The 22,693-nt window shown below is 64.7% G+C and carries 22 protein-coding genes; 9 read left to right on the top strand and 13 right to left on the bottom strand.

The window, feature by feature from the left end; all coding sequences use genetic code 11:
• Window positions 1-9 precede the first annotated feature (9 nt).
• Both M2375_RS20375 and purE read right to left on the bottom strand, forming a co-directional pair.
• Window positions 10-1,200 (bottom strand): 5-(carboxyamino)imidazole ribonucleotide synthase, encoded by a 1,191-nt coding sequence (locus tag M2375_RS20375; RefSeq protein ID WP_259170021.1) that lies wholly within the window; start codon window positions 1,198-1,200, stop codon window positions 10-12.
• Entirely contained in the window at window positions 1,197-1,691 is a 495-nt protein-coding gene (purE, locus tag M2375_RS20370) for a 5-(carboxyamino)imidazole ribonucleotide mutase (protein ID WP_259170018.1), read from the bottom strand. Before purE ends, M2375_RS20375 begins: the two co-directional genes overlap by 4 nt.
• Window positions 1,692-1,802: 111 nt before the next feature.
• Between purE and trxA the strand changes: the two genes are divergently transcribed.
• On the top strand, window positions 1,803-2,759 hold the full coding sequence (trxA, locus tag M2375_RS20365; protein WP_259170014.1) for a thioredoxin: 957 nt from the start codon (window positions 1,803-1,805) through the stop codon (window positions 2,757-2,759).
• 215 nt (window positions 2,760-2,974) lie between these two features.
• A complete protein-coding gene (locus tag M2375_RS20360; RefSeq protein ID WP_259170012.1) occupies window positions 2,975-3,952 on the top strand; it encodes a DUF6882 domain-containing protein in 978 nt (325 codons plus the stop codon).
• Here M2375_RS20360 and M2375_RS20355 read toward each other — a convergent pair whose 3' ends face one another.
• From M2375_RS20355 to M2375_RS20340, 4 genes are all read right to left on the bottom strand, one after another.
• The gene (locus M2375_RS20355) at window positions 3,953-4,369 is read right to left on the bottom strand and encodes a carboxypeptidase regulatory-like domain-containing protein (RefSeq protein WP_259170011.1); all 417 of its coding nucleotides are present in this window, start codon (window positions 4,367-4,369) and stop codon (window positions 3,953-3,955) included. It lies immediately after the preceding gene.
• 105 nt (window positions 4,370-4,474) lie between these two features.
• A complete protein-coding gene (locus tag M2375_RS20350; RefSeq protein ID WP_259170010.1) occupies window positions 4,475-5,980 on the bottom strand; it encodes an FAD-linked oxidase C-terminal domain-containing protein in 1,506 nt (501 codons plus the stop codon).
• Between the two features lie 75 nt (window positions 5,981-6,055).
• Window positions 6,056-6,901 (bottom strand): formyltetrahydrofolate deformylase, encoded by an 846-nt coding sequence (purU, locus tag M2375_RS20345; protein ID WP_259170009.1) that lies wholly within the window; start codon window positions 6,899-6,901, stop codon window positions 6,056-6,058.
• A gap of 105 nt (window positions 6,902-7,006) precedes the next feature.
• Window positions 7,007-7,207, bottom strand: a complete 201-nt coding sequence (locus tag M2375_RS20340; RefSeq protein ID WP_259170006.1) for a hypothetical protein — start codon at window positions 7,205-7,207, stop codon at window positions 7,007-7,009.
• Window positions 7,208-7,401: 194 nt separating this feature from the next.
• Between M2375_RS20340 and M2375_RS20335 the strand changes: the two genes are divergently transcribed.
• Entirely contained in the window at window positions 7,402-9,870 is a 2,469-nt protein-coding gene (locus M2375_RS20335) for an adenosylcobalamin-dependent ribonucleoside-diphosphate reductase (RefSeq protein WP_259170004.1), read from the top strand.
• Window positions 9,871-9,962: 92 nt separating this feature from the next.
• Here the strand turns inward: M2375_RS20335 and M2375_RS20330 are convergent, their stop codons facing one another.
• Window positions 9,963-11,168: an MFS transporter gene (locus M2375_RS20330; protein ID WP_259169998.1), complete on the bottom strand. Its 1,206-nt coding sequence runs from the start codon at window positions 11,166-11,168 to the stop codon at window positions 9,963-9,965.
• A gap of 105 nt (window positions 11,169-11,273) precedes the next feature.
• Here M2375_RS20330 and M2375_RS20325 point away from each other — a divergent pair, with 105 nt between their 5' ends.
• Window positions 11,274-12,047, top strand: coding sequence for a helix-turn-helix transcriptional regulator (locus M2375_RS20325; RefSeq protein WP_259169995.1), 774 nt, complete (start codon window positions 11,274-11,276; stop codon window positions 12,045-12,047).
• A gap of 9 nt (window positions 12,048-12,056) precedes the next feature.
• Here M2375_RS20325 and M2375_RS20320 read toward each other — a convergent pair whose 3' ends face one another.
• The 5 genes from M2375_RS20320 to M2375_RS20300 all read right to left on the bottom strand — a co-directional run bounded on the left by M2375_RS20320 (window position 12,057) and on the right by M2375_RS20300 (window position 15,613).
• Window positions 12,057-12,437 (bottom strand): carboxymuconolactone decarboxylase family protein, encoded by a 381-nt coding sequence (locus M2375_RS20320; protein WP_259169993.1) that lies wholly within the window; start codon window positions 12,435-12,437, stop codon window positions 12,057-12,059.
• A complete protein-coding gene (locus tag M2375_RS20315; protein WP_259169988.1) occupies window positions 12,430-12,846 on the bottom strand; it encodes a MerR family transcriptional regulator in 417 nt (138 codons plus the stop codon). Before M2375_RS20315 ends, M2375_RS20320 begins: the two co-directional genes overlap by 8 nt.
• Before the next feature lie 124 nt (window positions 12,847-12,970).
• Window positions 12,971-13,276 (bottom strand): DUF3567 domain-containing protein, encoded by a 306-nt coding sequence (locus tag M2375_RS20310; RefSeq protein WP_259169985.1) that lies wholly within the window; start codon window positions 13,274-13,276, stop codon window positions 12,971-12,973.
• Window positions 13,277-13,480: 204 nt separating this feature from the next.
• A complete protein-coding gene (locus M2375_RS22495; RefSeq protein WP_310473192.1) occupies window positions 13,481-14,752 on the bottom strand; it encodes a DUF3108 domain-containing protein in 1,272 nt (423 codons plus the stop codon).
• Window positions 14,753-14,800: 48 nt separating this feature from the next.
• The gene (locus tag M2375_RS20300) at window positions 14,801-15,613 is read right to left on the bottom strand and encodes an IclR family transcriptional regulator (RefSeq protein WP_259169982.1); all 813 of its coding nucleotides are present in this window, start codon (window positions 15,611-15,613) and stop codon (window positions 14,801-14,803) included.
• 145 nt (window positions 15,614-15,758) lie between these two features.
• On the opposite strand from M2375_RS20300, the gene M2375_RS20295 reads away from it, so the two are divergent.
• Entirely contained in the window at window positions 15,759-16,808 is a 1,050-nt protein-coding gene (locus tag M2375_RS20295) for a fumarylacetoacetate hydrolase family protein (RefSeq protein WP_259169980.1), read from the top strand.
• Window positions 16,809-16,888: 80 nt separating this feature from the next.
• On the opposite strand, the gene M2375_RS20290 is transcribed toward M2375_RS20295, so the two are convergent.
• Window positions 16,889-17,335: a MarR family winged helix-turn-helix transcriptional regulator gene (locus M2375_RS20290; RefSeq protein ID WP_259169978.1), complete on the bottom strand. Its 447-nt coding sequence runs from the start codon at window positions 17,333-17,335 to the stop codon at window positions 16,889-16,891.
• 215 nt (window positions 17,336-17,550) lie between these two features.
• Between M2375_RS20290 and hmgA the strand changes: the two genes are divergently transcribed.
• The 4 genes from hmgA to M2375_RS20270 all read left to right on the top strand — a co-directional run bounded on the left by hmgA (window position 17,551) and on the right by M2375_RS20270 (window position 22,233).
• Window positions 17,551-18,861 (top strand): homogentisate 1,2-dioxygenase, encoded by a 1,311-nt coding sequence (hmgA, locus tag M2375_RS20285; RefSeq protein WP_259169977.1) that lies wholly within the window; start codon window positions 17,551-17,553, stop codon window positions 18,859-18,861.
• A 42-nt stretch (window positions 18,862-18,903) separates the two neighbouring features.
• Window positions 18,904-20,223, top strand: coding sequence for a fumarylacetoacetase (gene fahA, locus M2375_RS20280; protein WP_259169976.1), 1,320 nt, complete (start codon window positions 18,904-18,906; stop codon window positions 20,221-20,223).
• Window positions 20,224-20,346: 123 nt separating this feature from the next.
• On the top strand, window positions 20,347-21,318 hold the full coding sequence (locus M2375_RS20275; protein ID WP_259169971.1) for a tripartite tricarboxylate transporter substrate binding protein: 972 nt from the start codon (window positions 20,347-20,349) through the stop codon (window positions 21,316-21,318).
• A gap of 213 nt (window positions 21,319-21,531) precedes the next feature.
• Window positions 21,532-22,233: a haloacid dehalogenase type II gene (locus M2375_RS20270; RefSeq protein ID WP_259169969.1), complete on the top strand. Its 702-nt coding sequence runs from the start codon at window positions 21,532-21,534 to the stop codon at window positions 22,231-22,233.
• Window positions 22,234-22,693: the final 460 nt, after the last annotated feature.

Below are 22,693 nucleotides of genomic sequence, written 5' to 3'. Positions count from 1 at the left end.
GCGATCCTCTTAGAACGGGGCAATGCCCAGGATGGCGGCCGCCTGCAGGGCGGTTGCGCGCACCTGCTCAGGCGTGGCGGCGGTGATGTTCAGGTGGCCCATCTTGCGGCCGCGCTTGGCATCGACCTTGCCGTACAGATGCAGGTGGCAGCCGGGCAGCGCCAGGATCTGGTCCCAGGCCGGCGTCTGCGCGCTGGCGCTGTTGGTGAACCACAGATCGCCCAGCAGGTTGAGCATGATGGCAGCGCTGTGCTGGCGCGGCTGCACCAAGGGCAGGTTGGCCATGCAGCGCACCTGCAGTTCGAACTGCGACACATCCAGCGCGTTCTGGCTGTAGTGGCCGCTGTTGTGCGGGCGGGGGGCGATCTCGTTGACCACCAGCTGGCCGCTGTCGAGCACAAAGAACTCCACGCAGAGCACGCCGACATAGTCCAGGCCCTCGGCCACTGACTGGGCTGCGGCAATCGCCTGCTCGGCCTGGGCTGCAGGCAGGTTGCCGGCATAGACCTCGGTCACCGCCAGGATGCCGTCGCGGTGCAGGTTGCGCTGTACCGGCAGGTGCACGATGGTGCCCTGGCGGCTGCGGGCCACGATGACCGAGCACTCATGCGCCAGCGGCAGCATTTTTTCCAGCACGCAGGCGACCTGGCCCAGTTCGGCCCAGGCGGCGGCCAGTTCCGCACGGGTTTTGACACGGACCTGGCCCTTGCCGTCATAGCCCATGCGCGAGGTTTTCAAAATACCGGGCAGCAGGGCGTCGTTCACGGCGGCCAGCTGCTCGGCCGTCTCGATGACGGCATAGGGCGCGCAGGGCACGCCACATTTCACAAAGTGGGCTTTTTCAGCCGCGCGGTCCTGGGCGATGGCCACGGCAGAACCGGCAGGCGACACCGGCAGGCTTTGCGCGAGCTGGTTCAGCGCGGCGGCGGGCACGTTCTCGAATTCGGTGGTGACTGCTGCGCACAGGCGCGCCAGTTCGGCCAGGCCTTGGGGGTCTTCATAGCCGCTGCGCACATGGTGGTGGCTGACCAGGCCGGCTGGGCTGGTGGCATCCGCGTCCAGCACGGCGGTGAAGTAACCCATCGATTGGGCTGCGTGGGCAAACATGCGGCCAAGCTGGCCGCCGCCCAAAACGCCCAAGGTGGCGCCGGGCAAGATGGGCTGGGCGCTCGCTGGCTCGTTAGGGTGGCCGGCGCTCATGCGTTCACCGGCAAGGTCATGTTGCGGGCCGCTTCGGTCTGCGCGGCGCGGAAGGCGTCGAGCTGGGCACGCAGTGCCGGGTCTTCGCTGGCCAGCATGGCCACGGCAAACAGGGCGGCATTGGCAGCGCCCGCCTGGCCGATGGCAAAGGTGGCCACCGGCACGCCCTTGGGCATTTGCACAATGGAATGCAGCGAATCAACGCCCTGCAGATGGCGGCTGGCCACCGGCACGCCCAGCACAGGCACCGTGGTTTTAGCGGCTATCATCCCAGGCAGGTGGGCGGCGCCGCCGGCACCGGCGATGATGGCCTTGAGGCCGCGTTCTACGGCACTCTCTGCATAGCGGAACATGTCGTCAGGCATGCGGTGGGCCGAGACCACCTGGGCCTCAAAGGCAATACCGAATTGCTGGAGAATGTCTACTGCGTGCTGCATGGTCTCCCAGTCGCTGCTGGAGCCCATGACCACGCCAACTTGGATGGGTGTCATAGTGTGGGTTGGCGGGTGTCTAAGGCAAGAATGCCGGCCCCGCGCCAGGGTGGAACCCGCCATTTTACTTTTTGCAGTGAAGCTGCCTGATCAACACGGATTTTTAGCGACATGATCGACGTCACCATTGAGAATTTTGAAGCCGAAGTCATCCAGGCATCCATGCAGGTGCCCGTGCTGGTGGACTTTTGGGCACCGTGGTGCGGTCCCTGTAAAACCCTGGGCCCCTTGCTGGATAAGCTCGAAGTCGACTATGCCGGTCGCTTCAAGCTGGTCAAGATCGATTCCGACCAGGAGCAGCAGCTGGCGGGCATGTTTGGCATCCGCTCCATTCCCACTTGCGTGCTGATGATCGGCGGCAAGCCGGTGGATGGCTTTATGGGCGCCCAGCCCGAAGGCAAGCTGCGCGAGTTTCTGGACAAGCACCTGCCCTCGGAGGCTGCACTGGCGGCAGAGGCCGGTGCCGACGAGGCCCAGCAGCTGCTGGACAGCGGCGATGTGCAAGCGGCGCTGCAGATGCTGAAAGAGGCCTTGGAGGCCGACCCCAGCAATGACGATGCCCGCTTTGACTACGCCCGACTGCTGATTCAGACCGGAGCCGTTACTGAGGCCGAATCCCTGCTCGAAGAGCCGCTCAAGCGCATCCAGCAGCCGCTGCGCTTTGTGGCGCTCAAGGCCTGGGCCCAGGCGATCCGCTTTGTGCATGAGGACGACCGGGGCGATTGGCCGCTGGAGCAGTTCGATGCCGCGATTGCGGCCAACAAGCGCGATTTCGACACCCGCTTTGCCAAGGCCCGGGCGCTGATGGCCGAAGGCCAGTGGACCGCCAGCATGGACGAGCTGCTGGAGATCATCATGCGCGATAAGGCTTGGAACGACCAGGCTGCCCGCAAGCTGTTTGTGGCCATCCTGGAGCTGCTGACCCCGCCCAAACCCAAGGCCGCCGAGACCGTGCCCGGCACCACGGCCGGTGGTATTGCGCTGACCGGCAAGGCCAGCAAGCAAGAGGACGAAGTGGCGGCCTTGCTCAGCAGCTACCGCCGTCGCCTGAGCATGGCGCTGAACTGAGGCCCAAGACTGCGGCGGCCTGCTTCCTGTACAGTGTGACCCTACACCCCGTTGCATTTGCAAAAACGGAGTGTAGTAGTTTGCACCTATACTGATAGCAGCAAAGCGGCGATGGGTGCGCCATGTGCCCATTTTGAGCGTTGATAGGCTGAAAGCTCGAGTCTTTGACGCTTGGGGCGCATAGGGCGTGCCGCTACCGCAGGAGAATCAACACCATGGGATTGTGGCAAAAACTGTTTGGCTGGCTGAACCCGTCCGCGCCAACGGCTGCCCCCGCTGAAACCCAGAGCCCGCCGGCCGCTGCGGTGGCCGTTAGCGCGCCGCAGGACCCTGCTGCGCGTGGCACACGCGAACCCGCTTTCGACCCCGCTGCCGAGTTGGCCGCGCCAGTGTCCAACCCTTCCAGCGCCTTCGGTGCGCCGCAGTCGCCTGTAGCGGCCGCAGCTGCAGATGCGGCGCCCAGCGCGCAAGCCGATTTGTTCGAGGCCGCTGCCGCGCGCGAGGCCGACATCCCCGCCGCCATTGCCGACCCCGCCTTGCGCGAGGCCCTGTCGACCTATGCCGGCATGGCCTGGGACCGGCAGCTCGATTTTGCCGACAAGGTCGGCGACCGGCCTTGGTCCGCTGACACCGCCCAGGGTCTGATTGCCTTTGGCGATGACCTGCGTTTTCGCATGCAGGTGCTGGGCTCCTACTCCTTCCAATCGGGCACCTGGCTGTGGATCTGGGCCCATACCCAGGCCGAGGTGGCGCCTGCGTTTACCGAAGTGGCTCGCCAGCTCCAGGGCTTTGGCGCGGCCAAGAACCTGGCGCTGTTCACCGAGCCGCGCACGGCGCTGCGCCAGGAAGACCTGCATGTGATCGGCCTGATTGCCGCCGGTGCCGACGACAGCGCAGGCTACTACCTGGGCAACTATGGCGAAGGCATCTTGCTGGCGCTGATCGATCCCGACCATGGCCTGCCGAGCACCGCCCCCAAGCCCGAGCGGGTGCCTAGCGTCGTCTCGCAGCTGATCAGTGATTTTGAGCTGGACCACCGGCTGCTGCTGCAGCACTACCTGCCGGCCAAGGGCTTTAGCGTTCAGGAGACCGGCTCGCGCATCACCGGCCAGCATGGTCCCAACCGCATCGTTGCCGATCTGGACAGCCAGGGCCGCATCAGCGCCGTCTCCGGCAGCCTGGGCCCGGCCTGATCAGAAGCGGTAGTCCAGCGTCTTGCCAGGCGTGCCTGCGGGCGCAACCTCCACGCTGTGGTCGATGGTCTTGCCACCCTCAGCGCTGGCCTTGACCGTATAGCGACCGGCGCCCAGTCGGACCAGGCAGACAGGGCCCTGCGCCTGAAACTGTCCAACTTGCGCGCCTTTCTCCCCCTCGATCACCACTTGGATCTTGGCCAGGTAATCGCCGGATCGGGTGGCAAACAGCAAGGACAGGGGGTAGTCCTTCATCGCCGCGCGCATGGCGGTCGATTCATCAATGCCGATACCGCCACACACATAGTACACATCGCCTGCTTTTTGCAGCGCGGGGTGCTGGGCATGGGCGGCCGTGGCAGACAGCAGCGCGGTGCACAGCACGGCGGCGCTCAGGGTGAAGTTGTGGGTTTTCAAAGCAGTCCTTGGCAGTCATGGATCAGCTTTGACTGTGCCTGTGCGTGGCGGCCGCGCCTGTCAGCCAAGGGCCGACATGGCGGTACGTCAGCGGCGCCTTAGAGCTTAGAAGCGTGGCAGATCCGGGTGCGACAGCTTGCCAGCGCGCACCAGCATCTTGCCGTACTCGGCGCAGCGGTTGAGGGTCGGGATCACCTTGCCGGGGTTGAGCGAGCCTTGCGGGTCAAACGCGGCTTTCAAGGCCAGCATCTGCGCATTCTCTTCGGCCGAGAACTGCACGCACATACTGTTGAGCTTTTCCACGCCCACGCCATGCTCGCCGGTGACGGTGCCACCCATGGCGACGCTGGTCTCCAGAATGTCGGCGCCAAACAGCTCGCAGCGGTGCAGCTGGTCGGGGTCATTGGCATCAAACAAGATGAGCGGGTGCAGGTTGCCGTCGCCGGCATGGAAGACATTGGCGCAGCGCAGCTGGTACTTTTTCTCCATCTGCTGGATGGCGAGCAGGATGTCGGCCAGTCGCTTGCGCGGAATGGTCGAGTCCATGCACATATAGTCCGGGCTCATGCGGCCGCTGGCGGGGAAGGCGTTCTTGCGGCCGCTCCAAAAGCGCAGGCGCTCTTCTTCGTCCTGGCTGATGCTGATAGCCGTGGCGCCCGCTGCGCGCAGCACCTGGCTCATATGGGCAATCTCTTCGGCCACCTCTTCGGGCGTGCCATCGCTCTCGCACAGCAAGATGGCTTCGGCGCTCAGGTCGTAGCCGGCATGCACAAAGTCTTCGACAGCAGCGGTCATCGGCTTGTCCATCATCTCCAGCCCGGCGGGGATGATGCCAGCGGCAATCACCGCGGCCACCGCATCGCCCGCCTTGCGCACATCGTCAAAGCTGGCCATGATGCAGCGCGCCAGCTGGGGCTTGGGGATCAGCTTGACCGTCACCTCGGTGGCCACGGCCAGCATGCCTTCGCTGCCGATCACCGCCGCCAGCAAGTCGTAGCCGGGGACATCCAGCGCCTGGCTGCCAAACTCGATGGGCTCGCCCTCCACGGTGAAGCCTTTGATCTGCAGCACGTTGTGCACCGTGAGCCCGTATTTGAGGCAGTGCACGCCGCCAGAGTTTTCCGCCACATTGCCGCCAATGGTGCAGGCGATCTGGCTCGATGGATCGGGCGCGTAATACAGCCCATAGGGCGCCGCCGCATCGCTGATGGCCAGGTTGCGCACGCCGCACTGCACCACGGCCGTACAGGCGGCGGGGTCGATATGCAGGATCTGGTTAAAGCGCGCCATCGACAAGGTCACGCCGAGGGCAATCGGCAGCGCACTGCCCGACAAGCCCGTGCCCGCGCCGCGTGCCACTACCGGCACCTGCAGCGCATGGCAGGTCTGCAATACTGCCTGCACCTGGGCATAGGTCTCTGGCAGCGCCACTACCAGCGGGCGCTGGCGGTAGGCCGTCAGGCCATCGCATTCATAGGGGGTGGTGTCCTCGTCGTGCCACAGCAGGCAGTCGTCAGGCAATACCTTGCGCAGGGCGGCCACGACTTCGCGCTGGCGTTCGGCGCGCTCGGTCGCGGCGGATGGGGACTGGGGGAGGTCAACCTGGCTCATGCCCCCACTGTAGCAAGTTGCGGGCAGCGGGCAGGTCACCGGGGCAACCGCCTGTAGGCAGCGCCCCCGGCTGGATCAGCGGAAGATGACGGTTTTGTGGCCGTTCATCAGCACGCGGTACTCGCTGTGCCACTTCACCGCGCGGGCCAGCACCTGGCTTTCGGTGTCCTGGCCGCGGGCAGTCAGGTCGTCCACCGTGTCGGTGTGGTAGGCGCGGGCCACATCCTGCTCGATGATCGGGCCTTCGTCGAGGTCGGCCGTCACATAGTGGGCGGTGGCGCCAATCAGCTTCACGCCCCGGTCGTGGGCCTGGTAGTAGGGCTTGGCACCCTTGAAGCTGGGCAAAAAGCTGTGGTGGATGTTGATCGCCCGGCCTGACAGCTTGCTGCACAGATCGTTGGACAGCACTTGCATATAGCGGGCCAGCACCACCAGCTCGGCGCCTTCGGCCTCGATGATCTCGAACTGCTTGGCCTCGGCCTGGGCCTTGGTCGCCGCTGTCACCGGGATGTGGTGGAAGGGAATGTTGTAGCTGGCGGCCAGCTGGTAGAAATCGCGGTGGTTGCTGACGATGGCGCGGATGTCGATGGGCAGCAGGCCTTCCTTCCAGCGGAACAGCAGGTCGTTCAGGCAATGGCCCTGGCGGCTGACCATGATGACGGTCTTGATTTTTTCATCGGCCGCATGCAGGCGCCAGTGCATCTCGAAAGGCTTTGCAAACGCATCCAGGTCCTCCCGCAGCTGGGCGGCAGGCCCGGCATTGGCAAAGCGCACGCGCATGAAGAACAGGCCGGTGGCCGGGTCATTGAACTGGCCGGCTTCTTCGATATTGCTGTCATGGTCCAGCAAAAAGCCCGATACCGCGTGGACCAGCCCTCGGCGATCAGGGCACGAGAGAGTGAGGATGTAAGCATTGGTCATAAGCCTGCCATTGTCGCAGTTTGGCTAGGGAGTTGCCCTGTCAGGGTTTGCTTTTTTACAGGGGTAGAAGCAGAAGCGCATTTTGTAAATAAACGTCAGAAGTATTTATTTATTGTTTTGCAGCCGGCCCGCAGCCATCCGCAGAAAATGCCGAAAAATCAACGATTTTTGCCAGCACTGCGCTGCAGCATCGCCGGCCGCCGCTTGCGCGCTTGCCGCCCGCACAGCCGCTTGCCACGGCACTTGCCAGCCGTTTTTGCCCGCAGTTTGCGGCCACACAACAAGGGTGGTTTTGGTGGTTTGCAAGCCTGGCGTTTGGGGTTAGATTGGCGTTTGGCTTGCAAGCTCTGCTAAGTTTGTATCAGCCTATCGATTTCACCAAAACCTGCCATGGCCTCCGCCTGAGCCTCGACCTGCCAGTGCTCGGCGTCCGGGCATTGTGCGCGGCTGCTCGCCGCCCAGGCCCGCCTGCGCAGGACTGATTTTTGAGGACAGACCCCATGAAACGCGACAACATCACCCAGTCTCCCGAGGCCCTGAGCGGCCAGGCTCCCCAGGCGATCAGCCTGGATGTGCTCAAGGAGAAGTACTTCAAGGGTGACGAGTCCAGCATCGAAGACTTGTACAGCCGCGTTGCGCGCGCGCTGGCCTCGGTGGAAAAGCCCGAGCTGCAGGCCGAGTGGGAGGCCAAGTTCTACGCCAACCTGCATGCCGGCGCGATTGGCGCGGGCCGCATCATGTCGGCAGCGGGCACCGATATCCAGGCGACCTTGATCAACTGCTTTGTGCAACCGGTGGGCGACTGCATCCAGGGCTTTGATGACGAAGGCTTCCCCGGTATTTACGAGGCCCTGCGAGAAGCGGCCGAGACCATGCGGCGCGGCGGCGGTGTGGGCTATGACTTCTCGCGCATCCGCCCCCGAGGCGCCGAGGTCAAAGGTACGGCCTCGATGGCCTCGGGCCCTTGCAGCTATATCAATGTGTTTGACCAGAGCTGCTCCACGGTGGAATCGGCCGGCGCCCGCCGGGGCGCGCAAATGGGCGTGCTGCGCATTGACCACCCCGATGTGATGGAGTTCATCACTGCCAAGCGCACGCCTGGCCGCTGGAACAACTTCAATGTGTCGGTGGGCGTGCCCGATGCCTTTATGCAGGCCGTGGTGGACGATGCCGACTGGCAGCTGGTGCACAGCGGCAAGCCCAATGCCAAGCTGCGTGCCGAAGGCGCCGTGCAACGCGAGGATGGCAAGTGGATCTACAAGACCATGCCTGCCCGCACGATGTGGGACACGATCATGGGCTCGACCTACGATTTCGCCGAGCCGGGCATTCTCTTCCTGGACCACATCAACGACGACAACAACCTGCGCTACTGCGAGCGCATTGCCGCCACCAACCCTTGCGGCGAGCAGCCGCTGCCGTCCTACGGTTGCTGCGATCTGGGTCCCATCATCCTGACCCGCTTTGTGCGCAACCCCTTTGGCTTTGGCGGCCTGCCGAGCTTTGATTTTGAGAGCTTCGAGCAAGTGGTCGCCACCCAGGTGCGTGCGCTGGACAACGTGCTGGACGCCACCTTCTGGCCGCTGGAGCAGCAGCGCGAAGAATCGGCGGCCAAGCGCCGCATCGGCGTGGGCTTTACCGGCATGGGCAATACCTTGACCATGCTGACCCTGCGCTACTCCGACCAGGAAGGCCGCGACATGGCCAAGCGCATTGCCGAATGCATGCGCGATGCGTCCTACCGCGCCTCGGTCGGCCTGGCCAAAGAGAAGGGCGCTTTCCCCAAGTTCGATGCCAAGGGCTACCTGGACAAGGGCACCTTTGCCAGCCGCCTGCCCAAGGACATCCAGGACGACATCAAGAAACACGGCATCCGCAACAGCCACCTGCTGTCGATTGCGCCCACCGGCACCGTGTCGCTGGCCTTTGCCGACAATGCTTCCAACGGCATCGAGCCGGCCTTCTCTTGGACCTACACCCGCAACAAGCGCGAGGCCGACGGCAGCAAGAGCCAGTACCAGGTCGAAGACCACAGCTGGCGCCTGTACCGCGAGCTGGGTGGTGATGTGGAGCAGCTGCCCGCCTACTTTGTGTCGGCGCTGGAGATGTCGGCCACCGAGCACCTGGCGATGATGGAGACCGTGCAGCCCTATGTGGACACCGCCATCTCCAAGACGGTGAACATCCCCGCCGACTACCCGTATGAAGACTTCAAGAACCTGTACCTGCAGGCCTGGCGCGCCAATCTGAAGGGCCTGGCCACCTACCGCCCCAACAGCATTCTGGGCGCGGTGCTGGAGACCACGCCGGTCGCCAAGGCCGATGCACCGGCGGCCGAACCCGCGCCGGTGGCTGCTGCTGCGCTCGACCCGATGAAGCTGGTGATCGAGCGCCGGCCCGAGGGCGAGCTGAGCGCCGTCGCCGACAAGGTCGAATACTGGACCCAGGAAGGCCAGCAGCGGCTCTACATCATCGTCTCGTTCCTGCCGGTGCCCAGCGCCGATGGCAAGAGCATGGTGGACCGCGCGGTCGAGTTCTTCATGCCCGTGGGCCAGAACGGCGAGTCGCAGCAGTGGATCACCTCCAGCATGCGTTTGCTGTCGCTGGCGGCGCGCGGTGGCTTTTTGGAGCGCGCCCTGGCCGACATGCGCAAGGTCGCCTGGGACCGAGGCCCCGTGCGCCTGGGCACCTACCAGCGCGCCGATGGCACGCATGTGCCGATGTGGCATGACTCGGAGGTCTCCGCCATTGCGTATGCCGTGCAGCAAATTCTGGAGCGCCGCCGCCAGCAGAACCTGCCCGGCATCAGCAGCTCCACCTTGACCCCTGCGGTGCCCGCCCCGGTGGTCAGCCAGGCGATGCAGACCATGGCCGGCAAAAAATGCAATGAATGCGGCGCCCATGCAGTGATCCGCAAGGATGGCTGCGAGTACTGCACCGCCTGCGGCGCCGTGGGTGCCTGCGGTTAAGCAGGCGTAGCAGACGGCGCTCAGCCGCTAAGAAAAACAAACGCCCGTGTCGCAAGACCGGGCGTTTGTGCTTTCAGGGGTTCACGTGGGCATCAGCGTTTTGGCACCTTGGGCAGCAGGATAGCGACCATGCCCAGCAGCGGCAGGTAGGCCGCCATCGCGTAGACCTGCTCAATGCCACTGCGGTCAGCGATCATGCCCAGCACGGCAGCGCCCAGCCCGCCCATGCCAAAGGCCAAGCCAAAGAACAGGCCCGAGACCATGCCGATCTTGCCGGGAATCAGCTCCTGCGCGTAGACCAGGATGGCCGAGAACGCGGACGACAGCACCAGGCCAATGATGATCGTGAGCACCACCGTCCAGCCTAGATTGGCATGGGGCAGGATCAGCGCGAACGGCGCCACCCCCAGGATCGAGGCCCAGATGACGGGCTTGCGGCCAATGCGGTCGCCTATCGGGCCGCCCACCACCGTGCCCACGGCAGAAGCCAGCAGGAAGACGAACAGCAGCAGCTGGGCGTTTTGCACGCCTACGCCGAAGTGCTCCATCAGGTAGAAGGTGTAGTAGCTGGAAAGACTGGCGATGTAGAAGTACTTGGAGAAGATCAGCACCAGCAGCACGGCCACAGCCCCCAGCACCTGCGAGCGCGGCAGGCCATTGGCGACGGGGACATGCACGCTCTTGGCTGCGTGGTGCTGCAAGGCATACCAGCGGCTCACCCAGGTCAGCAATGCAATGCCGCCCAGGGCGGCCAGGCCAAACCAGGCAATGCTGTGCTGGCCAAAGGGCACGATCACCGCCGCTGCCAGCAGCGGGCCCAGCGCCGTGCCGGTGTTGCCACCCACCTGGAACAGCGACTGCGCCATGCCATGTTTGCCGCCTGAGGCCATGCGGGCCACCCGAGAGGATTCGGGGTGGAAGATGGACGAGCCGGTGCCCACCAGGGCGGCGGCCACCAGCACCGTGCTGTAGTTGGGCGCAAAGGCCAGCAGCAGCAGGCCACCCAAGGTAAAGCACATGCCCAGCGGCAGCGAATAGGGCGTGCTGCGCTTGTCGGTGTAGAGGCCCACCAGCGGCTGCAGCAGCGAGGCGGTGACCTGGTAGACCAGGGTGATGAAGCCGATCTGGCTGAAGCTGAGCTGGAAGCTGCCCTGCAAGATGGGGTAGAGCGCCAGGATCAGCGACTGCATCATGTCGTTGACCATGTGGGCGGTGCTGATGGCGCCCAGCACGCCAAAGGCGGTGCGGGGCTGGGCAGCAAGACGCTGGGTGGGGTGGGCGGCGAGGGGGGAGTTCATGGCGGCATGGGCCTGTGCGGTTCAACAGAAAGCAGCCATGCTAGTGCTGGGTCATTTGCCTGTCTTGCGCATTTTGGGCTAAAGTCTTTGCCAAACGGACATTCTATGCCTGACTACTTCCAGACCTTGGAGGAGATGGAGCGCAGCCCCGTGCCCATTGCCTGCCATGCCACCGACTATGCGCCGGGCAGCAGCACTGGCACGCACCGCCACCCTTTCCACCACCAACTCATCCATGCGGTGCATGGCGTGATGCTGGTCGCCTCCGAAGGCGGCCAGTGGATTGTGCCGCCCACGCGCGGTATTTGGATGCCCGCGGGCACCGAGCACCTGGTGCGCCATATCGGCGAGGTGCGCATGCGCAGCCTCTTTGTGCGCCCCCATGCCGCGCCCGGCCTGGCCGAGCAGGCCCAGGTGGTGGGTATCTCGCCGCTGCTGCGCGAGCTGATCCGCGCGGCCATGGAGATTGATTTGCCGTATGCCCCCGAGTCGCGCGACGGCCGGCTGATGCGGCTTTTGCTCGATGAGCTGCAGGCGCTGCCAGTGCTGCCCATGCATTTGCCCAACCCGGCCGATCCCCGGCTGAAGCGCATCTGCCAGCATATCCAGCGCAAGCCCGAGGACCAGGCCACGCTGGCTGATTGGGCCCAGCACTTCGAGGTGGACCCCAAGACCTTGCAACGGCTTTTTCTGCGCGACACCGGCATGGGCTTTGCCCGCTGGCGCCAGCAGGCCCGGCTGTTGCAGGCGCTGGAGCTGCTGGCGCAAGGCCAGAAGGTGATCGAGGTTGCCTTGGCGCTGGGCTATGACAGCCCCGGCGCATTTGCCACCATGTTCAAGCGCCAGTTTGGGCAGACACCATCGGGATTTTTCCGCTGATCAGCCCCTCTATGCCGAGCGCTGCGCAAAAACTTCCTTGGCTACCGACAGCCCGTTGAGTGCGGCTGGAAAACCGGCATAGACCGCCATCTGCATGATGGTCTCGACCACTTCCTCCTGGCTGCAGCCCACATTCAACGCCGCCTGGATGTGCACCTTCAGCTGCGGGGCCGCATGGCCCATGGCGGTGAGGGCCGCAACCGTCGCGATCTCGCGACTTTTCAGATCCAGCCCTGGGCGGCTGTAGATGTCGCCAAAAGGGAATTCGATCAGGTACTGGGCAAAGTCTGGCGCGATATCGGCCAGGCTGGCCAGCACCTGTTCGCCAGCGTGGCCATCGATTTCACGCAGCTTGTTCAGGCCGCGTTGGTAACGTGTCATTTCAGTCATGGTGAATGCCTTTGTGCTGACCCGCATGCTTGCTGGGTGATGTGGATGCCTCCAACGCCTGGTAGTGCCTGATCTTGGCCTCTAACGCCTGGGCTGCCTGTTGCATGGCGGTGATCTGGGCCTGCACGTCGGCCAGATGCGTTTGCAGCAGCTGGCGCCGGGCGGGTACGGTGCTGTCGCCCGCGCTGCGCAGCGCGGCGAACAAGCGCATTTGCTGGATGGGCATGTGGGTGGTGCGCAGCCGCGTCAGAAAGGCAATCCAGGCCAGGTCGCTGGCGGCATAGCGGCGCTGGCCGCCGGCTGCGCGCGGCACCGCTGCAATCAGGCCGATGCGTTCGTAATAGCGCAAGGTGTGGGCGCTCAGCCCGGTGCGTTGCGCTGCTTCTTCGATGCGGAGGGGTGGTTCCATGCAGGCATTGTCGAAGTTAGAGCGCACTCCAAGTCAAGCGGTCAGGGCTGTTTTGGCCAAAAAAAAGCTGTCTGCGCCTGGAGGGTACGCAAACAGCTGGGATGGGGTGGTGCTGTGCTGGGGATCAGTGCACGATGACCGGTTGCTGGGCCAGACCGGTGTAGCGGTCTAAGGTGGCCTCGACTTCTTCTTCGGTTGGCGCATTGGTTTGCCAGGCCTGGATTTGCTGGTGGAACATCTCTGCCCAGGCGCCATCCAGGTACAGCTCTTTGCCGCTGCGCTTGTCCACAATCTCAAAGCCCTGGCGCTGCAGGTGGCGCAGCGGTTCGGTGATCGTGGGGGTGGTGACGGAAGCACCATCGTTGGACAGGGGCAGTTCTGGCGTCAGGTGCAACACCACAAAAGAGTCCGAGTCATAAATCATTTGCATGATGTTCCTCCTTGTGAAGTGCAGGTGGTGGCAGTTTGCGGATTTGCAAGCCTGCGTCCACAAACCCGTTGTAGCAGGTTTTGATGGCATTCCTGACAATTGCAGGCGTTTTTACAGCCAAACGTCGCAAATCAGGGACGTATCGCTACGGCTTTGTCGTACAGCGCAGCCGCAGGCCTGGGGCAGGTCCGGGCTGGCAGGCGATCACGGTGGGGTCTTGTCCACCGTCGCGGCCTGCAGTTGCAGGTCGGCAAAATCGCCGTTGGACTGGGACAGGCGAATGCGCACCGGCAGGTACTGCAGCGTGGGTGCCAGCCAGAGGTGGGCGCTTTGGTCCTGGCCCTTGCGCGGCTGGCGGGTCAGGCGCAGGGTCGCCGTGGGGCCGGCGGGCAAATCCAGGGTCTCGGGGCCATCGACCACAAAAGTCCACACCTCGGCACTGCGCGCACTGGTCACATTGATGGCGACGGTGGTGCCGGGGGCATAGCGCTCGGGATTGGCGGCCACCATGCTGGACAACTGCAGAAAGATCGACAGCCGGTCCTGCACGCCAGCGCTCACGGCCTGGGGCTCGTCCCCGTCGCTGTAGCGGATGCGGCCTGCCTCGGTATCCAGCTCGGCACTGCGCTCGCGCCGCGCGTTGTCAACAAAGCGCTGGGGCGCAAGGCCATGGGGCGTCACCCGGCCGGAGCTGGTCTGGCTGCGGCTGCCCATTAAAAAGGCAGACACCTGCTGCTCGGCCTGGTAGCGCAGGCCATCGGTCTTGAACACCAGTTGCGCCTTGGCGGAGTACTGGAAGCCCTTGGCCGAACCCTTGGCCTGGAACTGCAGCTGCGCCGAGGGCGGCAGCTTGATCGCCGGCAGGGGGCCGGCATAGCCTGCGCTGCCAATGCCGATGGTGGGCGCTGGTTCGCTGGCGTTGGGCGCATCCGTGCCGGTCTTGGCTTCAGGGGCGGGCGGATTTTGGGTGGCGCTGGATTCGCCCTGGCCGGCCACCCCATTGAGCGGCTGAAGGTCGGCGGCGGAGCCGGGGGTGGTCTCGGGCGCGGGCGCCGGGGTGGGCTCGCCTGATGCGAGCAGCTGGTCCAGTGCCGATGGTGCTGCGGGTGCCGCTTCGGCCTCCACCGCAGGGGCGGTGTCTGCGGCGGCAGGTTTGTCAGCCATGTTCTCAAGGGCTTTGGGGCCCACGCTGGCGCGGCTGGCAGGTGCCTGCTGCGGTGGGGCTTTTTGTACTTGGGGCCGGAGGGCGGCAGGGGCTGCTTGCGCCATGCTGGGCCGCGAGGCCGGCGTGGGCGCAGGCGGAATGGCTGCAGGGGGCGGTGGCGCTATCTGGCGCACCTCAAAGCGCAGCTCCTGAGGGGTGCTGCCGGTGATGCGCGCCTTTCTCATCGCTTCCTGCACCCCGGGCCAGGCCAGCAGCAGCCCATGGGCGGCCAGCACGGCAAAGGTCAGCAGGATAAGGGGGCGTTGGCGCATGAGACGCTCAGTGTAGTGGCTGCTGCGCAGGCCCGGAGGGCGGCAGGATTAGCGCGGCTGCTGTGTGTGGCTGCCGTGTTCCGCGCGGTGGTAGCCCAGGTCCTGCGACAGCTGGGTGGCGATGGCCTGCAGGCCCTGGGCCATGGCGCCTTGGGGGTTGGGGTCAAAAGTGGCTTGCGTGCCCAGGCTGGTGATCCCCAGCACCAGCTGGCCGCGCGCATCGAACACGGGCGCGCACAGCGCCGCCACGCTGGGCATCAGGGTGTCGACCACGCTGGCCGTGCCCTGGTTGCGCACCTGGGCAAACAGCTGGTGGGCATCGGCGGCAGTGTGGGGCAGGTCGCTGCGCCCGGCCAGACGGGCCTGCGCCAGCTCGCGCTCCAGGGCGGGCGCAGTGCGGGCCTCGGGCAGCCAGGCACCAAAACAGCGCCCGGTGGCCGATGACAGCAGCGGCATCACATCGCCCAGGCGCAGGTGGCCGGTGGTGCCGTGGGGCGGCTCCTCCCAGTGCACGATGGTGGCGCCATGGTTGCCCCAGACGGCCAGCGCCACGGTGTGGCCCAGGCCGTCGAGCCATGCGGGCATGCGCTCGCGCGCCAGCCGCACCGCGTCGCTGCGCCGCAGCGCGGCCAGCCCCAGCTGCAAGGCCATGGGGCCCAGGTCGTAGCGGGAGGTGGCCGCATCTTGCTTGACCAGGCCGCTGCGCTGGTAGCTGACCAGGTAGCGGTGGGCCTTGGCTGCCGGCATGGCAGCGGCATGCGCCAGGTCTTTGAGCGCTAGCGGGCCATGGGCCTCCACCAGCGCTTGCAACAGCGCAAATCCCACCTCGACTGACTGAATGCCTGCACGATCCTTGTCCATGGCGCTAGTTTAAGGTATTCTAAATAAAGGAATGAGTTTCACTAATCGTAATTTGTGCTGCGGCGCAGAGGTTGCCCTGCTGCCACGGTGATCCCGGGGGGCCAATCTGGCACGATAGAGGCATGTTTGACTGTGAGAAACCCGCATGAAGCTTGCAAGCTATAAAGACGGATCGCGCGACGGCCAGTTGGTCGTCGTTTCGCGCGACCTGCGTACGGCCCATTACGCATCGGGGATTGCGCACCGCCTCCAGCAGGTGCTCGATGACTGGGACTTCTACGCACCGCAATTGCAGGACCTGTATGACGCGCTCAATGCCGACCGCGCCCGCCACAGCTTTGACTTCAACCCGGTCCAGTGCATGGCGCCGCTGCCGCGTGCCTACCAGTGGCTGAGCGGCGCGGCCTACCTGAACCAACTGAGCGTGCTGCGCCAGCTGCCCCAGGCCGACCTGCCCGCTGCCCTCAAGACCGACCCGCTGATCCACCAGGGCGGCAGTGATGCTTTTATCGGCCCCTGCGATGACATCGTGGTGGCCAGCGAGGCTATGGGCATTGATTTCTCGGCCGAGCTGGCCGTCATCACCAGCGATGTCAAGCAGGACAGCAGCCCTGAGGATGCGCTCGACAGCGTGCGCCTGTTGATGCTGGCCAACCCGGTGAGCCTGCGCCAGCTGCAGGCCGCCGAGCAGGACAAGGGCGCGGGCCTGGTGCAGAGCAAGCCGGTGACCGCCTTCAGCCCCGTAGCCATCACCCCCGATGAGCTGGGCGATGCCTGGCGCGGCGGCCGGGTGCACCTGGCCTTGCAGACCAGCTGGAACGGCCGCAAGGTCGGCATGTGCGATGCGGGCCCGGAGATGGCCTTCCATTTCGGCCAGCTGATCGCCCATGCCGCCAAGACCCGCAACCTGCGCGCTGGCACGGTGCTGGGCAGTGGCACCATCAGCAACAGCGGCGCGGAAAAGCATGGCCGCATGGACTGGCCCAAGGGCTACGGCTGCATTGCTGAAAAGCGCAGCATGGAGGCGATGCAGAACAGCAAGGCCAAGACCGGCTTCATGCAGTTTGGCGACACGGTGCGTATCGAGATGAAGGGCAAGGACGGAAACAGCCTGTTTGGCGCCATCGACCAGAGCCTGGCCCCGCTGTACCCGGCGCAGGCCGATGCCGTGCCCGCACAGGAGTCGGTGGCATGAGCGAGCGGCTGCATGCACGCCCGCGTTGGCAGCCGCCAGCGCCGCAGGGCGCATGCAGCCAGCCGGGGCGGCGTGGGCGTTTATTCAGGCAGGCTGGTCTGGCGCGCGTGCTGCAGCAGGCGGTCGAGCAGCACACTGAGCTGCTCGCGTTCATCGATGGTCAGGGCCGAGAGGATTTCTTCGTTGCGGCGGGCAATCACCACCATGACTTTGTCCCAGTAGTCGCAGCCCTTGGGTGTGAGGCTGAGCACCACGCCGCGCCCATCGACCTCGCTGGCCTGCTTGAGCACCAGGCCTTGCTCCACCAGCGCCTGGGTCGAGCGGCTGGCCTGGGCCTTGTTCAGGTTGGCGCGCATCGCCAGGTCATTGACCGACAAGGGGTGAAAGGCGCCAATCGCTGCCAGGCACCGGGCCTCGCTGATCGGTATGCCTACCTCCTCCTCGTAGACCACTTGGGTCCTGCGGTCGGTGACCTTGGCCAGTGCATGCAGGCGGTGGGTATAAGTACGGTCCAGCGGCGTGTTCAACGCAACTCCTTGGGTATGTATGGCTCCCCGGAGGGAAAACGGCTACCGCGACTATGTCACGGAGGCCTGCTTTGCGGAAGCGCCCAGGTTGCGCGCGCGTCAGGTGTTTTCCCTAGGAATCAGCGCCTGAGGATTCTCAACGTTTCACCGCCAGGCCTGCGGCGCTGGCGCAGCGATCGCCAACAGGTCCCAAGAATGATTCACAGGAGACAAGCATGCGCAGTTTGAACGCCGAGCCCCGGCACTATATGACAGGTTTTGCCAATGAATGGGCGACCGAGGCCGAGCCGGGGGCCTTGCCGCTAGGGCGCAACTCCCCGCAGGTGGCGCCGCTGGGCCTGTATGCCGAGCAGCTGTCGGGCACGGCCTTTACCGCGCCGCGCCACAGCAATCGCCGCAGCTGGCTCTACCGCATCCGCCCTGGCGCCATGCACGAGCCCTTTGCGCCGCTGGCCCTGCCGCGCTGGAAAAGCCATGTCACGGGCGGATTTGACGAGGTGCCCACGCCGCCCAACCAGCTGCGCTGGGATCCGCTGCCGCTGCCCGATGCGCCCTGCGATTTTCTGCAAGGCATGGTGAGCATGGCTGGCAATGCCGCCTGCGGCATCCACCTGTATGCCGCCAACCGCAGCATGGAAGGCCGCTACTTCTACAACGCCGATGGCGAGCTGCTGATCGTGCCCCAGCAAGGGCGGCTGCAGATTGCCACCGAGCTAGGCACCTTGGATGTGGAGCCCCAGGAGATTTGCGTGGTGCCCCGGGGGGTGCGCTTTGCGGTGACCTTGCTCGATGGCACGGCGCGCGGCTATGTCTGCGAGAACTATGGCGAGCTGCTCAAGCTGCCTGACTTGGGCGTGATCGGCTCCAACGGCCTGGCCAACCCGCGTGATTTCCAGACACCGGTCGCCGCCTATGAAGACCTGGAAGGCGACTTTGAATTGGTGGCCAAGCTGCGCGGCCATTTCTGGACGGCACGCATCGGCCATTCGCCGCTCGATGTGGTCGCCTGGCACGGCAACTACGCGCCCTACAAATACGATCTGCGCCGCTTCAACACCATCGGCTCGATCAGCTACGACCACCCCGATCCGTCGATTTTTCTGGTGCTGCAGTCGCCCACGGCCTTGCCGGGCGTGGATGCGCTGGACTTTGTCATCTTCCCGCCGCGCGTGCTGGTGGCGCAGGACACCTTCCGTCCGCCCTGGTTCCACCGCAATTTCGCCAGCGAGTTCATGGGCCTGATCGAGGGCGCCTACGACGCCAAGGCCGAAGGCTTTGTGCCCGGTGGTGCCTCCTTGCACAACTGCATGAGCGGCCACGGGCCGGACGCCGACACCTTCGACAAGGCCAGCAAGGCCGACACCAAGCAAGCGCACTACATCGACAACACCATGGCTTTTATGTTCGAGACGCCGGCCGTCATCCAGCCCAGCGCCTATGCGATGGAGACGGTGCAGCTCCAGCACGAGTACTACCGCTGCTGGCAAGGGCTGCAAAAGCATTTCAAGCCGCAGGACAAGGCTTGAGGCCACTGAGGCCGCAGCCACCCCATTTGGAGACACCACAGAATGACGATGCTCAACGAAACCCACGATCCCGCGCTGCAAAGCTGGGTCAGCAGCGCCCAGGCCGCTGGCAGCGATTTTCCGCTGCAGAACCTGCCGTTTGCCAGCTTCCGCCGCCAAGGCAGCCAAGAGGCCTGGCGCGGCGGCGTGGCCATTGGCGACCAGATTGTTGACCTGCAGGCGCTGGCCGCCAGCGGCAGCCTGGCGGGCGATGCACAGCGCGCCGCGCAGGCCGCTTCGCAAGAAGCGCTCAACGCCTTGATGGCCCTGGGCCCCCAGGCCTGGAGCGCCTTGCGCCTGGCGCTGTCGCGGGGCCTGCGCGCAGGTGCGGCCGAGCAGGTGCAGTGGCAGGGTTTTTTGCTGCCACAGGCCCAGGCCGAGTACAAGCTGCCCGCGCGGATTGGCGACTACACCGACTTCTACACCTCCATCCACCACGCCACCAACATCGGCAAGCAGTTCCGCCCGGACAACCCCTTGCTGCCCAACTACCAGTGGGTGCCGATTGGCTACCATGGCCGCTCGTCGAGCATCGTGGTCTCGGGCACGCCTTTCAAGCGCCCGGTGGGCCAGACCAAGGCGCCTGATGCGGCCGTGCCGACGGTGAAGGCCAGCGCGCGCATGGATATCGAGCTGGAGCTGGGCATTTTCATGGGCCAGGCCAATGCGCTGGGTGAGCCTGTGGGCATCACCGAAGCCGAAGACCATGTGTTCGGCCTGTGCCTGCTCAATGACTGGTCGGCACGCGACATCCAGCCCTGGGAATACCAGCCGCTGGGCCCCTTTTTGGCCAAGAACTTTGCCTCGCACCTCTCCCCCTGGGTGGTGACCCTGGAGGCGCTGGCGCCGTACCGGGTGGCCTTTGCCCGCCCCGAAGGCGATCCGCAGCCGCTGCCCTACCTGGACAGCGCACACAACCGCGAGGCGGGTGCCTTCGACATTGCGCTGGCCGTGGACCTGCAGACCCCCAAGATGCGCGCCGCCGGTGAGCCAGCGGTGCAGATCACGCAGACCAACTACCGCCACGCCTACTGGACCGTCGCGCAGCTGGTGGCCCACCACACCGTCAACGGCTGCAACCTGCAGCCCGGTGACCTGTTGGGCACCGGCACCTTGTCCGGCCCGAGCCTGGACCAGGCCGCCGCGCTGATCGAGCTGACCGTAGGCGGCAAGAACCCCATTGCGCTGCCCAATGGCGAGACCCGCACCTGGCTGGAGGATGGCGACGCCGTGGTGCTGCGCGGCTGGTGCGAGCGGCCTGGCGCTGCCCGCATCGGCTTTGGCATTTGCGAAGGCCAGATGCTGCCGGCGCGTACGCTCTGAGCGACAGGTGGCGGGCTGTGGCCAGGTGGACAATGCCATCTGGCCCGGGCCTGGTGCCCGTAGCCCCGCGCCCCAAGCCCCGAGCCGCAGAGACAACAACGATTCCCAATAGGAGACAAACCCATGCCCACCCCTTTTTCCCTGCGCCAGCTGCTGGCCGCAGCCGCGCTGGCCCTGCCGGCCCTCAGCCAGGCGGCCTACCCCGACCATTCGATTGAATGGGTGGTGCCCTATGCGGCAGGCGGCGGCTCCGATGTCGTGGCCCGTGTGGTCGCCGAGCCCATGGCCAAGGCCCTGGGCCAGCCGATCATCATCCTCAACAAGCCCGGCGCGGCCACCAATATTGGTGCCGATTACGCCGCCCGTGCCAAGCCCGATGGCTATACCCTGCTGACGGGCGACACCGGCACCCTGGCGGCCAACGCCTACCTGTACCAAAAGCTCAGCTACAGCGCCGAGAAGGACTTTGCGCCCGTGGGCATGCTGGTGCGCTTTCCGCTGATCTTGGTGGTCAACCCCAAGCTGCCGATCAAGAACCTGGCAGAGTTCAACGCCTGGGCCAAGGCCCAGCAGGGCGGTGTGAGCTATGCGACCCCCGGCGCAGGCTCGCCCCACCACCTGGCGACCGAGATTTTTCGTGAGCAGGCCAAGCTGAGCCTCGTGCATGTGCCTTACAAGGGCGCTGCGCCTGCCGTGCAGGATGTGCTGGGCGGTCAGGTGCCGTTTATGTTTGTCGATTCGGTCGCCGGTTTCCAGAACATCCAGGCGGGCAAGCTGCGCGCCATTGGCATAGCCACACCTCAGCGCTCCAAAGTTTTCCCCGATGTGCCCACCCTCGATGAGCAAGGGCTCAAGGGCTTTGAGGCCTATGCCTGGCAGGGCCTGGTCGTCCCCAAGGCCACGCCCGAGGACCGGGTCAAGCGGCTGAGCGAGCAGCTGCAGGCCACCTTGAAGGACCCGGCTGTCGTCAAGCGGCTGGAAGACATGGGGTTGGAAGTGACGTCTACGAGCCGCGCCGAGATGGAGAAATTCCTGGTGACAGAGCGTAATAAGCTGGGTCCCGTGATAAAAAGCAACAATATCCAATTAGATTAGTTAAAAATTGTGGAATTGCGTTAAAATCGAAGCGCCAGTTGGTTAACCATTCCATGGGTAAAAAAGTTAAGTCACCAAGCGCGATGTCCTAGACATCGCGCTTTTTTTGTGCCTGCGCGCTAGAAGAATCCCTGGGCTGACGCCTGCGTGATAGGGCGCCTGCCTGTGCTGGCGCATGCTCGGCCGTGTTTTTTCTTTGTTGGAAACCCACCCATGGCTGTAGCGCACCCCCAGATTCTGGCGTTTGACGTATTTGGCACCGTTGTGGACTGGCACGGCAGCATTGAGCGCGAGATGGCTGCGCGCTACCCCCAGGTCGATGGCGACGCCTTTGCGCTGGCCTGGCGCAAGGGTTACCAGCCGGCGATGGACCTGGTGCGGCAGGGCAAGCTGGGCTGGACGCGCATGGATGCGCTGCACCGCCGCATTCTCGACGGCATCCTGCCGCAGTTTGGGCTGGGCGACATGCCGGAGGCCGAGCGCGCTGAACTGAACCGGGTATGGCACCGGCTTTCCCCCTGGCCCGATAGCGTTGCCGGGCTGCAGCGGCTCAAAAGCCGCTTTGTCATTACGCCGTTGTCCAACGGCAATATTGCTTTGCTGACCTATATGGCGAAGAACGCCGGGCTGCCCTGGGATTGTGTGTTGTCGGCGGAGGTGTTTCAGGCTTATAAGCCCGATCCTGCGGCTTACCTGGGGGTGGCGGATGTTTTTGAGGTGGAGCCTGCCGCCGTGATGCTAGTCGCTGCCCATCACAGTGATTTGGCGGCGGCTCGGGGGTGTGGGTTGCAGACGGCGTATATACAGCGGCCGCTTGAATACGGAGCCAACCAACCCAAAGATGTGACCCCCCAACCAGACAACACCTACCACTGTCTAAATCTTCTCGACTTGGCTGATCAGCTGGGGTGTTGATGCTGTGTGCTTTGTTGGCTTTTGGCTGTTAGTCGTGCGGAGGCGCCGATATAGGGCTTGATCCTTCGTTGCGCAGACTTGCCGTACAGGCGTACTGTCTGCGCCGGCGACGCCTTGTTCAGATTGTTTTATTTGCTGGCAGTGGGCTGCTACCCGTGCGGAGGCGCCGATATAGGGCTTGATCCTTCGTTGCGCAGACTTGCCGTACAGGCGTACTGTCTGCGCCGGCGACGCCTTGTTCAGATTGTTTTATTTGCTGGCAGTGGGCTGCTACCCGTGCGGAGGCGCCGATATAGGGCCTGATCCTTCGTTGCGCAGACTTGCCGTACAGGCGTACTGTCTGCGCCGGCGACGCCTTGTTCAGATTGTTTTATTTGCTGGCAGTGGGCTGCTACCCGTGCGGAGGCGCCGATATAGGGCTTGATCCTTCGTTGCGCAGGCTTGCCGTACAGGCGTACTG

Origin of the sequence: Comamonas sp. BIGb0152 (assembly GCF_024809975.1) — a bacterium.
In the GTDB taxonomy this organism is placed as follows: domain Bacteria; phylum Pseudomonadota; class Gammaproteobacteria; order Burkholderiales; family Burkholderiaceae_C; genus Comamonas.
Note: the sequence above shows the minus strand (reverse complement) of the source record. Positions and strands in the feature narration are given on the sequence as shown.

Coding starts and splice junctions, on each gene's coding strand:
- M2375_RS20350 (WP_259170010.1), bottom strand. CDS start 5,980: ATGAGCCAGGTTGACCTCCCCCAGTCCCCATCCGCCGCGACCGAGCGC.
- fahA (WP_259169976.1), top strand. CDS start 18,904: ATGACGATGCTCAACGAAACCCACGATCCCGCGCTGCAAAGCTGGGTC.
- M2375_RS20315 (WP_259169988.1), bottom strand. CDS start 12,846: ATGGAACCACCCCTCCGCATCGAAGAAGCAGCGCAACGCACCGGGCTG.
- M2375_RS20300 (WP_259169982.1), bottom strand. CDS start 15,613: ATGGACAAGGATCGTGCAGGCATTCAGTCAGTCGAGGTGGGATTTGCG.
- M2375_RS20310 (WP_259169985.1), bottom strand. CDS start 13,276: ATGCAAATGATTTATGACTCGGACTCTTTTGTGGTGTTGCACCTGACG.
- trxA (WP_259170014.1), top strand. CDS start 1,803: ATGATCGACGTCACCATTGAGAATTTTGAAGCCGAAGTCATCCAGGCA.
- purU (WP_259170009.1), bottom strand. CDS start 6,901: ATGACCAATGCTTACATCCTCACTCTCTCGTGCCCTGATCGCCGAGGG.
- M2375_RS20375 (WP_259170021.1), bottom strand. CDS start 1,200: ATGAGCGCCGGCCACCCTAACGAGCCAGCGAGCGCCCAGCCCATCTTG.
- M2375_RS20360 (WP_259170012.1), top strand. CDS start 2,975: ATGGGATTGTGGCAAAAACTGTTTGGCTGGCTGAACCCGTCCGCGCCA.
- M2375_RS20275 (WP_259169971.1), top strand. CDS start 20,347: ATGCCCACCCCTTTTTCCCTGCGCCAGCTGCTGGCCGCAGCCGCGCTG.
- purE (WP_259170018.1), bottom strand. CDS start 1,691: ATGACACCCATCCAAGTTGGCGTGGTCATGGGCTCCAGCAGCGACTGG.
- M2375_RS20325 (WP_259169995.1), top strand. CDS start 11,274: ATGCCTGACTACTTCCAGACCTTGGAGGAGATGGAGCGCAGCCCCGTG.
- M2375_RS20330 (WP_259169998.1), bottom strand. CDS start 11,168: ATGAACTCCCCCCTCGCCGCCCACCCCACCCAGCGTCTTGCTGCCCAG.
- M2375_RS22495 (WP_310473192.1), bottom strand. CDS start 14,752: ATGCGCCAACGCCCCCTTATCCTGCTGACCTTTGCCGTGCTGGCCGCC.
- M2375_RS20335 (WP_259170004.1), top strand. CDS start 7,402: ATGAAACGCGACAACATCACCCAGTCTCCCGAGGCCCTGAGCGGCCAG.
- M2375_RS20320 (WP_259169993.1), bottom strand. CDS start 12,437: ATGACTGAAATGACACGTTACCAACGCGGCCTGAACAAGCTGCGTGAA.
- M2375_RS20295 (WP_259169980.1), top strand. CDS start 15,759: ATGAAGCTTGCAAGCTATAAAGACGGATCGCGCGACGGCCAGTTGGTC.
- hmgA (WP_259169977.1), top strand. CDS start 17,551: ATGCGCAGTTTGAACGCCGAGCCCCGGCACTATATGACAGGTTTTGCC.
- M2375_RS20270 (WP_259169969.1), top strand. CDS start 21,532: ATGGCTGTAGCGCACCCCCAGATTCTGGCGTTTGACGTATTTGGCACC.